Below are 12330 nucleotides of genomic sequence, written 5' to 3'. Positions count from 1 at the left end.
CTCACCGGCTCATCAGCAGGGTCAGGTCCGCGTGTTCGAGCACGTGGCGCGTCACGCCGCCGAGGATAAGCTGACGCAGGCGGCTGTGGCTGTAGGCGCCCATGATCAGCAGGTCAGCCTCGAACTCCTTGGCGGCGGCGAGCATCCCGGCGCCGACGGAGTTGCCGGTCGGCTTGAACTGCTTGGTCTCGGCCTTCACGCCGTGCCAGGCGAGATAGTCGATCAGCCCGGTGACGTCCGGGCCGCGGCGCTGATACTCCTCGGCGTGCAGCACCCGCACCGCCTCGGCGCGCTCGACCCAGGGCAGGCCTCCGGCCACCGCGGCCGCCGACTCGGCGGTGCCGTTCCAGCCGATGCAGACCCGCCGGCCGAGATGCTCCGGCGCGGCGCGGGCGGCCACCATCACCGGACGGCCGGAATCGAACAGCACCGCGTGCAACGCGTCCGAGGTCGAGACGTCGTCACCCGCCTCCGGGTGCGCGAGCACGACGAAGTCCGACAGTCGTGCCTGCTGGGCGACCACGTCCTCCTCGCGCCCGACCACCGAGCCGAAGCTGGCCGTCACCGAACCCGCGGTGAACGCCGCCACCGGGTCGGTGACGATCGGTATCCCGTGCTCCTCGACGTAGCGCGCGAACATCGCCTGCACGCCCTGGGCGCGCTCCGCACTCTCGCGCTCGGTCGCGCTCATCATCTCCTCGATCATCGCGCCCGACAGCCCCTCGCCCGCGAGCGGGGCGACGTCGCGCGGATCGATCCGGACATGCAGGCCGTGGACATGCGCCTTCCAGATCCGTGCGGCCAGGAAGGCCGTGGCGAGGGCCGCCTCGCCGGCCTCGGTGCCGATCACGGGCAACAGCAGCTTGCGGTACGGCATGTGCCTTCCCCTGTGGTTCGTCTCTCCGGAGCGAACCCTAGCACGCCACGCGGGGACGCATCACGGGTTCGCGATCAAGGATCGCGCGTGATCGCTCACCTCGGAGTCCGAGGCGTCGAGCCGGGTCCAGGCGATCGGCCCGGGGTCGTGCGCCGCCGCCTGGCGCAGCACGACGATGTTGGCGTCGGAGGCGTCACCCTGCCGCGCGGCAAGCCGGGCCTCCAGCACGGCAAGCGGCGCTTCGAGCCAGAGCCCGAGGAATGGCACGCCCGCACGGTGGGCGATCGCCTCCACCCGGGTCCGTTCCGCCGGATCGAGGAAGGCCGCATCGGCAATCGCCGCATGACCGGCGCCGAGCGCGGCGGCGAGCCCGTCCTCCAGCGCGGCATAGACTGCGTCGCTCGCCGCGCGCGTGTACGAGTCGGGCCGCAGGCCAGCCTCCGGCGCGACGCCAGCAAGGCGCTTGCGGATCTCGTCCGAGCGCAGGATCAGCGCGCCCGGCGCCGCACCGAGCCTGGGGGCAAGGGCGCGCGCGAGCGTCGTCTTGCCGGTCCCCTGGAGCCCGCCGATCGCCACGAGACGCGGCGGCGGCGGATCGAGCGTGGCCTGGGCGAACCGCAGGTAGCGTGTCGCGTCCGCCTGTTCCAGCCGCGCCAGCACATGCGCGCGCACCATCGCCCGGCAGGAGAGCCAGAGCGGCAGCCCGCGCGTCAGCGCGACATCGCCGGTGCGCGCGACGTAGCGATTCAGCACACGGTTCGCCGCCGCCCGGTCCGCGCGGGCCTCGAGGTCCATCAGCAGGAAGGCGAGATCGTAGCCGAGATCGATGGTGGCGAGGTCCTCGTCGAACTCCAGCGCGTCGAACGGCACCGGCCGCCCGTGCCAGAGACAGAGATTGCCGAGATGCAGATCGCCATGGGCGCGGCGCACGAAGCCGGCACCCGCCCGCTCTGCGAGCCAGGGCGCGAGCGCGGCGCGACGCGCCTCGGCCACCATGCGCCACACGCCGACCGCCTCCCGCGGCAGCCCGGCCTCCTCGGCCGCGCGGGCATTGCCGGCGATCACCTGCGCCATCGCCGCCGCCACGTCGAACCCAGGCGCCGCCGGCAGGGCCGCGTGCATCGCCGCGACCGCGTCACCGAGCGCGTCCAGCAGCACCGGCGTCAGACCGCCGCGCGCGGCGACCCGGTCGAGAAAGTCGGTTTCTGGCACCGGTGCCATCCGCACCACCCAGTCGACCACCTCGCCATTGCCGCCGAGAGAGAGCGTGCCGTCGGCCGCACGCGCCACCGGCACGACGTCGCGGTAGAGGCCCGGCGCGTGGGGGGCGTTCAGTGCCAGCTCACGGCGGCTGTAGTGCTCGCGCGCAGCGAGCGTCGAGAAGTCGAGGAACGACAGGCGCACGGGCTTGCGGAGCTTCCACACCGTGTCGGCGCCGACGAACACCCGGCTGATATGCGTCTCCACCGGCGCCCTGCCCGCCAGCCGCGTCAGGAAGCCGACGATCTCCGCCTGACCGTCCGCCGCCGTCACGGATAGAGCAGTTCGGTCCGCCAGGCGGCCGCGTCGTCGTCACGCTGGAACACCACCCGCTCGTGCAGGCGGAACGGCATGTTGCGCCAGAACTCGATGCGGCGCGGCAGCACGCGGAAGCCGGACCAGAAGGGTGGACGCGGAATCTCGCCGAGGCCGAATTTTAGCGTGTACTCGGCGACCGCCTTCTCCAGCGCCCAGCGCCCCTCCAGCGGGCGCGACTGCTTCGATGCCCAGGCGCCGATGCGCGAGCCGCGCGACCGCGAGGCGTAGTAGGCATCCGCTTCCGCTGCCTCGACCGGCTCCACCGGCCCCTCGACCCGCACGCTGCGGCCCATCCCCTTCCAGTGGAAGCACAGCGCCGCGTGCGGGTTCGCGGCGAGTTCGCCGCCCTTGCGGCTCTCCAGGTTCGTGTAGAAGACGAAGCCCCGCGCATCGGCCCCCTTCAGCAGCACCATCCGTGCGGAGGGCCGGCCGTCGGGCGTGGCGGTGGCGAGGCAGACCGCGTTCGGGTCGTTCGGCTCGGTCTTTGCTGCCTCTGCCATCCAGGACTCGAACCGGGCGATCGGGTCTTCGGGCTCCGCCACATCCGCTCTCCGTTGCTGCGCAGGGAATGTGCGCGGCGGACGGCCCCTGTCCAGACCCTCTTGCCCCGCCGGCGTGCCGCGTGCCACCAAGGCGGGCAGAGGCAGGATGGCAGGATGGCGATGAACGATGCCGTGACGGCCCGCACGACGGCGCCTTCCGGAACGCTGATGCAGGGGCGGCGCGGCCTGGTGATGGGGGTGGCGAATGACCGCTCGATCGCCTGGGGCATTGCGGCCGCCTGCGCGGCGCAGGGGGCGGAGATCGCCTTCACCTACCAGGGCGAGGCGCTTCAGAAGCGCGTCGGGCCGCTTGCCGCATCGGTCGGGAGTTCCCTGGTGCTACCCTGTGACGTGACCGAGGAGGACTCGGTCGACGCCGTGTTCATGGTGCTGGCGAAGGAGTGGGGCGGGCTCGACTTCGTGGTCCACGCGATCGCCTGGTCGGACAAGGATCAGCTGAAGGGCCGATATCTCGACACGACACGGGACAACTTCCTGAAAAGCCTGGACATCTCCTGCTATTCCTTCACCGCGATCTGCCGGCGCGCGGTGCCGCTGATGCGTCCGGGCGGCAGCCTGCTGACGCTCACCTATCTCGGCGCCGAGCGCGTGACGCCGCACTACAATGTCATGGGTGTCGCCAAGGCGGCGCTGGAGGCGTCGGTACGCTATCTCGCCGCCGATCTGGGCGGTCAGGGCATCCGGGTGAACGCGATCAGCGCGGGGCCGATCAAGACGCTGGCGGCGTCCGGGATCGGCGACTTCCGCTACATCCTGAAGTGGAACCAGTACAACGCGCCGCTGAAGCGCAACGTCACGATCGAGGACGTGGGCGGGGCGGGGGTGTACCTGCTGTCGGACCTCGCATCGGGTGTCACCGGCGAGGTGCACCACGTCGACTGCGGCTACCACATCGTCGGCATGAAGGCGGTGGACGCGCCGGATATCTCGACGGTCTGAGCGGTGGTCCGCGGTGTCGACGCCAATCGACGCGGCCCTGGCGCGCCGCCTCGTCGCCGCGCAGTTCCCGCACTGGGCTAACCTTATCGTCACGCCGGTTGAGCCCGGAGGATGGTGCAACCGCACGTTCCGTCTTGGCGCCGAGATGGCCGTGCGTCTTCCGAGCGCCGACCGCTATGTCCCCCAAGTGGAGAAGGAGCAGCGCTGGCTGCCGGCGCTGGCCCCGGCCCTGCCGGTCTCCATCCCCCGCCCGGTCGCCAAGGGCCAGCCAACGGCGTACTACCCTTGGCCGTGGTCCGTCTTCGCGTGGATCGAAGGGGAAACGGCGAGCGACGCGGCGATTCCCGATCTGCCTAGCTTCGCCGCCGACCTCGCCGCTGTGCTGCGCGCGCTTTGGCATGCCGATACAACCGGTGGGCCGCTGCCCGGTGCGCACAACTTCCACCGCGGCGGCGCGCTCGCCGCCTACGATTCCGAAACGCGCCTGGCACTCGAACGGCTCGGCAACACGATCGATCGCGCAACCGCCATGAGAGCCTGGGACGGCGCACTCGCCGCGGAGTGGACCGGACAGCCCGTCTGGGTGCATGGCGATCTCAGCGCCGGCAATGTTCTGATCCGCAATGGTCGTCTCTCAGCCCTGCTCGATTTCGGGAACCTCGCCGTTGGCGATCCAGCCTGCGATCTTGCCATCGCCTGGACGTTCCTTGACCGGCAAGCGGCGAGCGCCTTTCTCAACTCCCTCGCGCCGGACGAGGGGACATTGGCGCGGGCACGCGGCTGGGTGCTGTGGAAGGCGCTGATCGTGCTGGCTGGGCTGCCGGGCACTGATGCGCGGCAGGTCGAAGCAGCAAGCCGCGCGCTGGCGAGGGTTCTGGCCGACGCGTGACGACCGCGCATCGAAGCGATAGGAACCGCCGACCATGTCCCACAACACCTTCGGCCGCCTCTTCCGCTTCACCACCTTCGGCGAGAGCCACGGCCCCGCGATCGGTTGCGTGGTGGACGGCTGCCCGCCGCGCATCCCGCTCGCCGAATCCGACATCCAGCCCTGGCTCGATCGTCGCCGGCCCGGTCAGTCGAAGTTCACCACCCAGCGCCAGGAGCCCGACCAGGTGCGCATCCTCTCGGGCGTGTTCGAGGGGATGACCACCGGGCATCCGATCGCGCTGCTGATCGAGAACCTCGACCAGCGCTCGAAGGACTATGGCGAGATCAAGGACCGCTTCCGGCCCGGCCATGCCGACCTGACCTACTGGCTGAAATACGGCATCCGCGACTATCGCGGCGGCGGGCGTGCTTCGGCGCGGGAGACCGCGCTGCGGGTCGCTGCAGGCGCGATCGCGCGCAGGGTGCTGGGCGAGACGGTGACGATCCGCGGCGCGCTGGTGCAGATCGGCCCGTGGGCGATCGACCGCGCGCACTGGGACTGGGCGGCGGTGGACGACAACCCGTTCTTCTGCCCCGACCGCCAGGCCGCCCAGTCCTGGGAAGGCCACCTCATGGAGGTGCGCAAGCGCGGCAGTTCCGTCGGCGCGGTCATCGAGGTGGTCGCCGAGGGCGTGCCGCCCGGGCTCGGCGAGCCGGTGTACGGCAAGCTCGATGCGGAACTCGCGAGCGCGATGATGGGCATCAACGCGGTGAAGGCCGTGGAGATCGGTGCGGGCTTCGCCGCCGCGGCCCTCTCGGGCGAGGAGAACGCCGACGCCTTCCGGATGGCCGGTGGCCCTGACGGCCGGCGCCACGTGGTGTTCGGCTCGAACAACGCCGGCGGGATTCTCGGCGGCATCAGCACCGGCCAGCCGATCGTGGTGCGCTTCGCGGTGAAGCCCACGAGTTCCATCCTCGCACCCGTGCCCGCGGTGGATCTGCACGGCAACGAGGTCGATGTCACGACGCGCGGCCGGCACGACCCCTGTGTCGGCATCCGCGCCGTGCCGGTGGGCGAGGCGATGATGGCCTGCGTGCTCGCCGACCAGCTGCTGCGCCGGCGCGCCCAGACCCCCGACGCACCGGACGCGCCGATCCTGCCCCGCCCCTGAGCGCGTCGTTGCAGATTGCAAAGCGGATCGCGACTTATCCTGGCGTCACGCCGCTTTGACTGTCGACGACCGCGTCGTCCGCGCCACGCTGGCCTTGGACAGAGTCCGAGGAGTTGAGATGAGCGCAACGGGTGACGATGAGCGGCAATCGTCCCGCGAGGCCGAACGTGCCACGCGGCGGTTCATCGACCTGGTCGGTCGTACGACCTGGCGCCGCCGCATCGAGGGGATCGAAGCCGGAATCTCCGCCCAGCGCATTGCCGGACGTGTGGTGCGTGACCGTCATGCGATAGAACTCGCCATCAGCCGCCTTGCGAAAGCTGTCCCGCCGCGTCTCACCGCGGCCGAACGGACGATTGCCGCACTGGCAGCAGAGACCGTCACGGTACACGACGCGCTGACGCCGGTGGGACGGACGCGGCTCTCCGAGCGCATCGCCGCTGCCCTCACGGGGGATGCAACGCTCGTTCCGGTCTTCCATCTCCTGCGGACGGCAGCGTTGAACCGCGCACGCGGTTTCGCCGTGCACTTCACTGGTCTTGAGGAGGACACAACACAGGATCTCCGGATCGAGCGGGACGGGCGCAGCGCTGAGATCGTCTGCGCGGTCATCTCGGCTGATGAAGGTCGTTGGGTCCATCGCGGCGACTGGTTCGCGCTGGTCGACCGGATCAACCCAGAGCTGCAATCATGGCTCGCCGCGCATCCCGGGCGGTATCTCCTGAAGATGACACTGCCCGAGGGTCTCGACTCCACGCGCAACCTCGCCGAGGTTCAGGCCAGGATTGCCGCCTTGCTGGAGGGCGAGCGCAAGGCCGACCACAGCGAGACCGCGGTGCTGCGGCTCGACCCGCTGCTGATCGCCCAGGCCGAGGCCGGACAGGCGGTCCTGACAGCGCGGCTGCGGGCACAGTTCGGCGAGGAGGCGCATTTCGCCGTTGCAGCGGCGGACAGCTCCATGTTCGTCATGGCCGCGCGCGCCGGCCGGCCGAACGAGGTCGCCGCTGTACTGCAACGGCGCCTCGCGGAACTCCCCGCAAGGCTCTCCGGCACGCGACCCGGCATCCTCGCGGTGTTCGTCGAGGATACCGACGCGACCGAGTGGCGCACATTGCGCGAGCGGCTGGAGATCGAGGGTGCAACGCGCAACTTCCTCACCGCCCCCGAGGCGAAGCCTGTCATTGCGGTCACCTGCGCCAGCCGCTTCGAGCTGCTCTGCCAGCCCGAGCCCGTCAGCGCGCGGGGAGGCGAGCTGCGCTACCGCAATCCCGCCCACCCGTTCGCCAAGGATGCCGCGCTCGCCCCGGCGGTACTGAGCCAGGTCTGAGCAGCTACCGGGTGCCGCGCAGCTTCAGCATCGCGCGCGCTTCGTCGGGCGTCATCGGCTCGACACCCATGAGGCGGATGATCTGCACCGCCCGCTCGACCAGTTGGGCGTTGTCGCGCGCCAGCACGCCCTTCTCGATGTAGAGGTTGTCCTCGATCCCGACGCGCACGTGCCCGCCGAGCAGCACCGTTTGCGCGACCATCGGCATCTGCGTCCGGCTGATGCCGAACGCCGCCCAGTGCGCGTCGTTCGGCAGCATCGCCGCGATCGCCGCCATGGCCTCGGTGGTCGCCGGCGCACCCCAGGCAATGCCGAGGCAGAGCTGGAACAGCGGCGGCGCGTCGATCAGCCCCTCCTCGACCAGCCGCAGCGCGAGCCGCGCATGGCCGAGATCGAAGCATTCGAGCTCCGGCTTGGTGCCCGCCTCGCGAATCGCCTGCGCCATCGCCCGGAGGTGCACCGGCAGGTTCAGGAACGCCGTCTCGCCGAACGCCATGGTGGCGACGTCGAGCGTGCAGATCTCGGGCTTCAGCGCGACGACATGCGCCACGCGCTCCTCCGGCGAGCGCAGCGTCGTGCCCGGCCCCGGCGTGCGCGGATCGGGCGAGCCGGGAACGAACCGTCCGCCGAACCCGGTGGTCAGATTGACGATCACCGGCGAGCCCGAATCGCGGATGCGGTCCACCACCTCGCGGTAGAGCGCGAGTTCGCCGGACGGCTTGCCGGTTTCGGGGTTGCGGACGTGGATGTGCGCGATCGCCGCCCCGGCCGAGCACGCATCGATCGCCGCGCGCGCGATCTGCTCCGGCGTCACCGGCACGTTCGGATATTTCGGTGCCGTGTCCGCCCCGCCCGTGACCGCGCAGGTGATCATCACTTTCTGGCGCATCCCGCTCCCTCTCCTCGATCGGTTCCGCCCGAGCCTCGGCCAGGCAGCGCGGAATGTCGAGCGGGGCAGGCCGGATCAGCGCAGCGGCACGGTATAGGTGACGGCGGTGCCGGTCAGGCAGACCTCGTCCTTGCCGTTGCGCACGGAGGTCATGAGGGTGCAGATCGGCTTGTCGTCACGCACAGCGGTCACCTCGACGCGCGCCGTGATCGTCTCGCCGACCAGCACGGCCTTCACGAAGCGCCACTCGACGCCGAGGAACACCGTGCCGGGGCCGGGCAGGTCTTCCGCGACCACGGCGTTCAGCAGGCCCGAGGTGACGCCGCCCTGCACGATCAGCCCGCCGAACGGCGAGTGTTCCGCCAATCCAGCGTCGTAGTGCAGCGGGTTCATGTCACCGGTCATGGCCGAGAACATCTCGACGTCGCGCATCGAAGTCGCGCGGCTGCGCTCGGCCACCGCGCCGAGCTCCGGACGTCCCTTCACCGTGCCGGACCAGGGACCAGTCATCACGCGGCCTCCTGCGTTGCCGCCAGCCCGGCGTCGCGGGCGAGCATGTACTCGACCTCGCGTTTCATCGCCTGACTCAGCACCTTGTGCAATGACTTCACCTGCTGGAGGTCCCAGTCATAGGCGGCGATCGCGTCGGTGACGTCCAGCAGCGGGCGCGAGAGCGCATCACGCGTCGCCTGGTAGCGGGCGAAGGCGGATCGCGTCCCCTGCACGGCCGCATCGGCCAGCAGCTCGGCGTCGCGCAGCGCATCGGTGATGCCATGCGCCGTGATGGGATCCTTGAAGTAGCCCGCATCGCCGACCAGAGCCCAGCCCGGGCCGTGTGCCTGGCGCAGGAAGCCGCGCCGTCCGGCAAACGCGAGCAGCGATCCGTCGAGCGGCGCGGTGACGACCTGTCGGGCCAGTGCCGGCGAGACCTCGCGCAGCACGGCGTGGAACCCCGCTTCGCGATCCTTCAGGATCCGCGCGCGGTACCGCGCCGGCGAGACCGAGACGAACACGCAGGTGCGCCCGCCATTGGTCGGGATGCGGCCCACGCTCGCGCCTTCGCTGTAGTGCCAGTGATAGCCGGTGTCGGGGATGCCGGCGAAATAGCCGAACACCGTGGCACTCGCATGCTGCGCCTGATCCGTGACCTCCGCCCGCGCGAGCCGGGCGACCGCCGAGCCGATGCCGTCGGCGCCGATCACCAGGCCGGTCGAGAATTCGTTCAGCCGCCCCTCGGCGTCCAGCGCGACCGCGCCGATCACACGCCCTTCGCCGTCGTGGCGCAGATCGGCGAGCGTCATCCCGTAGCGCACCTCCACCCCGGCCTCGCGCGCCGTGTCCACCAGAACGGAGTCGAGCAGCGTGCGGCGCGGCGCGTACAGCGCATCGATCCCGCTGCCCGGCTTGATGGCCACCTCGATCGCCTCCTCGCCGTAGTGGAACGTCGTGGTACGCACCGGTGGTGTGCCGCGCTTGACCAGGGCCGGCAGCACGCCCCAGCGAGCGAGCTGCAGCACCCCGCCACGCATCAGCGCGTGCGTGGAGAGCGTATCGGTACCGTACTGGCCGCGGTCGAGCACGAGGACGCGCATGCCGCGGCGCGCAAGCAGCATCGCGGTCGCGGCGCCCGCGCAGCGGGCTCCCACCACCACGGCGTCATAGGCGGTCGATATGCGCATGATCGTTCTCCTCAGGCGGCGATGCGGTCGGACATGGCGAGATGCGTGCGGATCTCGGCGGCGAGCGCGTCGGCGTCCGCGCCGACCCCACCGAGGAAGTTCGAGTTGCGCCGGCGCAGGAACCGCAGCCCGAGCACGAAGAGGCCGGGGGCAGGCGTCACGCCGCCCGCGTGCACGATCTCACCGGCGTCATCGAGCACCGGCACCCTCAGCCACGGGTAGCTGCGCCGGTATCCGGTCGCCCAGAGCACGGTGCGAATGCCGTCCGAGGCAAGGTCGAGCGCCTCCGGCGAGCGCGCGAAGGGCGCGAGCGGTGCTGGCCGGGGCTCGGCCGGCGCGCCGTGCGCATCCGCGACCGGATCGATGCGCGCGAGCAGCCGCTCGAGCGTGGCCTGCGCCCCGGCAGTGGTACGGGCGAGATCGTCGCTGAACGAGAGCGCGGTGCCGTCGATGTCAAGCAGGCGCCCGACCAGGCGCACGCCCATGTCGCGCAGCACGCCGAGATCGAGCGTGCGATGCTCGGGCGAGCCGATCAGCTGCAGCGAGGGCTGGGTGCGCGCACGCGCCAGGCTCGGCGAGGCGATCGCCAGCTCGGTCAGCATGCCGGCGCGGTCCATCCACACCAGGACGTCGGCGCCGCGGTAGCGTCGCGGCAGGCGCGAGTGCCGCCCAACCGCCAGGGTGACGGGCCGGCCGGAGCGATGGATCTCCTCGGCGAGCTGCGCCCCGGAGGCGGAGGCACCGACCACCAGGACGCCGCCCTCAGGCAGCTCCGCCGGGTTGCGGTAGTCGCGCGGGGTGATCTGCCGGATCGCCGGCGCGAGCCGCGCCGCCACCGGCGGCACGAAGGGCTGGTCGCAGTGACCGGTCGCGACCACCACGGCGCGCGCGCTCCACGCGCCGCTATCGGTCGTGATCCGGAAGCGCCCACCGATGCGCTCGACACGCCGCACCTCGATCCCGGTCTCGACCGGGGCGCCGATCGCGCGGGCGTAGGCCTCGAGATGACCGATCAGCTCGGCGGTCGTCACGAACCCGTCCGGGTCGCTGCCCGGATCGGGTGCACCCGGGAGCGCGTTCAGCCGCGTCGGCGTCAGCAGCCGGAGCGAGTCCCAGGCGCTGCGCCAGCGTTCGCCGACACGTGCGCGCTCCAGCACGGCGTGGTCGATGCCGCCTGCGCTCAGGTGATGGCTCATCGCCAACCCGGCCTGGCCGCCGCCGATGACGATCACGTCTGTCTGGCGCATCGTGTCCTCCCGGAACCGAAGGAGGCCGGCGGCCGGAGCCGCCGGCCCGCGTCGTCAGGCCTCGACCGAGATAGCGACCGGGGTGCCGTTGGTCAGCACGTCGAACACGGCCGAGCGCGCCTTCGACTGCGCGACGATCTCGGCGAGCTTCTCCGGGGAGGCGTCGCCCGCGATCTTGAAGTTCACGCGGATGCCGCTGAACCCGTTGCGCACCTCGTTGGACAGCCCGAGGATGCCGCGAAGGTCGATGTCGCCTTCCACCGAGGACTCGACCGAGGCGAGCTTCACGCCGCGGGCCGCGGCGATGTTGGCGATCCCGGCGGTGAGGCATGCGGCAATGCCGTGCAGCAGCCACTCGACCGGGGTGGGCCCGTGGTCCTCGCCCACCAGCACCGCCGGGTGGTCCGCGTCCGCGACATGCGCCTTCGGACGCTCGTGCTCGCCGCCGGCACCGGAGAAGCCGTTCATCGTGGTCTGCATGTGCGTGCCGTTCAGCCACTTGCCGTTGGCACGGAACTGGAACTTCGCAAGCGCCGGCTGGTCTGCGACCACACCGATCGTCGCGAAGAGCGCGGGGGTGTTGACGCCGTTCATCGGCACGGGGGTCTTCTTGGCGGGCGCCTCGGCGGCCTGGGTCGTTGCGTTCATGGGTGTCGGTCTCCTTGCGGCCCGGCGCAGCGTCTCTGCGGCCGGCGGGTTTCGGTTGGATGTCCGCCCCGCCGGGCGCATCGGCTGGGCAGCCGGTGCGGCGTCGGAACGTGGCGCTGACCCTAGTCGCGGCTCGGCCGCGAGACTTGGAGAGGACCTTGCGGAGGTCTTGAGAAGCGCTGGAATCTGCGCCTTGGGAGCCGGACCGGCGCTGCGCTAGGCTGGCCTCATGACGAAGCCGCGACGTCCGGCCGAGCCCGCCTCGGGGCTGGTCGGGCGGATCACCGAGGACATCCTGTTCGGGCGGCTGCTGCCGCGCGAGCGGCTGGTGGAGGACGACCTTGTCGCCCGGTTCGGCGCGACCCGCCACGCCGTGCGCGCGGCCTTGCAGACCCTCGCCCGCGAGGGACTGGCGGTGCATCACCGCAACCGCGGCGCGCAAGTTCGCTCTTTCACGCCCGCGGAGGTGGAGGAGATCACCGAGGTGCGCGAGCTGCTGCACGCTGAGGCGGCACGGCGCATCCCCCTCCCTGCGCCGCCG

At 71.2% G+C, this 12330-nt stretch carries 14 protein-coding genes; 5 read left to right on the top strand and 9 right to left on the bottom strand.

Annotation, left to right across the window (positions count from 1 at the left end; translation table 11 throughout):
* Position 1 precedes the first annotated feature (1 nt).
* Genes ACTIFU_RS08110 through pdxH form a run of 3 tightly spaced genes read right to left on the bottom strand, consistent with a single transcriptional unit; the run spans position 2 to position 2955 of the window.
* A complete protein-coding gene (locus ACTIFU_RS08110) occupies positions 2-877 on the bottom strand; it encodes a universal stress protein (RefSeq protein ID WP_439577799.1) in 876 nt (291 codons plus the stop codon).
* 60 nt (positions 878-937) lie between these two features.
* A complete protein-coding gene (locus ACTIFU_RS08105) occupies positions 938-2410 on the bottom strand; it encodes an AAA family ATPase (RefSeq protein ID WP_439577798.1) in 1473 nt (490 codons plus the stop codon).
* Positions 2407-2955, bottom strand: a complete 549-nt coding sequence (gene pdxH / locus ACTIFU_RS08100; RefSeq protein WP_439577820.1) for a pyridoxamine 5'-phosphate oxidase — start codon at positions 2953-2955, stop codon at positions 2407-2409. Before pdxH ends, ACTIFU_RS08105 begins: the two co-directional genes overlap by 4 nt.
* Positions 2956-3111: 156 nt before the next feature.
* Between pdxH and fabI the strand changes: the two genes are divergently transcribed.
* The 3 genes from fabI to aroC are packed head-to-tail and all read left to right on the top strand — an operon-like array spanning position 3112 to position 5999.
* A complete protein-coding gene (fabI, locus tag ACTIFU_RS08095) occupies positions 3112-3957 on the top strand; it encodes an enoyl-ACP reductase FabI (RefSeq protein ID WP_439577797.1) in 846 nt (281 codons plus the stop codon).
* A 13-nt stretch (positions 3958-3970) separates the two neighbouring features.
* On the top strand, positions 3971-4846 hold the full coding sequence (locus tag ACTIFU_RS08090; RefSeq protein WP_439577796.1) for an aminoglycoside phosphotransferase family protein: 876 nt from the start codon (positions 3971-3973) through the stop codon (positions 4844-4846).
* 34 nt (positions 4847-4880) lie between these two features.
* Entirely contained in the window at positions 4881-5999 is a 1119-nt protein-coding gene (aroC, locus tag ACTIFU_RS08085; RefSeq protein WP_439577795.1) for a chorismate synthase, read from the top strand.
* 34 nt (positions 6000-6033) lie between these two features.
* Here the strand turns inward: aroC and ACTIFU_RS08080 are convergent, their stop codons facing one another.
* Positions 6034-6687: a hypothetical protein gene (locus ACTIFU_RS08080; protein ID WP_439577794.1), complete on the bottom strand. Its 654-nt coding sequence runs from the start codon at positions 6685-6687 to the stop codon at positions 6034-6036.
* Between the two features lie 39 nt (positions 6688-6726).
* Here ACTIFU_RS08080 and ACTIFU_RS08075 point away from each other — a divergent pair, with 39 nt between their 5' ends.
* Complete coding sequence (locus ACTIFU_RS08075) at positions 6727-7326, top strand: hypothetical protein (protein WP_439577793.1); 600 nt, start codon at positions 6727-6729, stop codon at positions 7324-7326.
* Between the two features lie 4 nt (positions 7327-7330).
* Here ACTIFU_RS08075 and ACTIFU_RS08070 read toward each other — a convergent pair whose 3' ends face one another.
* The 5 genes from ACTIFU_RS08070 to ACTIFU_RS08050 form a co-directional block, all read right to left on the bottom strand.
* Positions 7331-8215 carry a 3-keto-5-aminohexanoate cleavage protein gene (locus ACTIFU_RS08070; protein ID WP_439577792.1) on the bottom strand — a complete coding sequence of 295 codons (885 nt, stop codon included), beginning with the start codon at positions 8213-8215 and terminating at the stop codon, positions 7331-7333.
* Between the two features lie 75 nt (positions 8216-8290).
* On the bottom strand, positions 8291-8725 hold the full coding sequence (locus tag ACTIFU_RS08065) for a MaoC family dehydratase (RefSeq protein ID WP_439577791.1): 435 nt from the start codon (positions 8723-8725) through the stop codon (positions 8291-8293).
* Positions 8725-9894, bottom strand: coding sequence for an NAD(P)/FAD-dependent oxidoreductase (locus tag ACTIFU_RS08060; protein WP_439577790.1), 1170 nt, complete (start codon positions 9892-9894; stop codon positions 8725-8727). The genes ACTIFU_RS08065 and ACTIFU_RS08060 overlap by 1 nt, the downstream gene beginning before the upstream one ends.
* A gap of 11 nt (positions 9895-9905) precedes the next feature.
* A complete protein-coding gene (locus ACTIFU_RS08055; protein ID WP_439577789.1) occupies positions 9906-11141 on the bottom strand; it encodes a flavin-containing monooxygenase in 1236 nt (411 codons plus the stop codon).
* A gap of 54 nt (positions 11142-11195) precedes the next feature.
* A complete protein-coding gene (locus ACTIFU_RS08050) occupies positions 11196-11789 on the bottom strand; it encodes an OsmC family protein (RefSeq protein ID WP_439577788.1) in 594 nt (197 codons plus the stop codon).
* 229 nt (positions 11790-12018) lie between these two features.
* Here ACTIFU_RS08050 and ACTIFU_RS08045 point away from each other — a divergent pair.
* A partial coding sequence (locus tag ACTIFU_RS08045) for a GntR family transcriptional regulator (protein WP_439577787.1) occupies positions 12019-12330 on the top strand: 312 nt, incomplete at its 3' end.

This window comes from Elioraea sp. (assembly GCF_051860475.1).
Lineage (GTDB): Bacteria > Pseudomonadota > Alphaproteobacteria > Acetobacterales > Acetobacteraceae > Elioraea.
The sequence above is the reverse complement of the archived record's forward strand: the minus strand, read 5'-3'. Positions and strand labels throughout refer to the sequence as shown.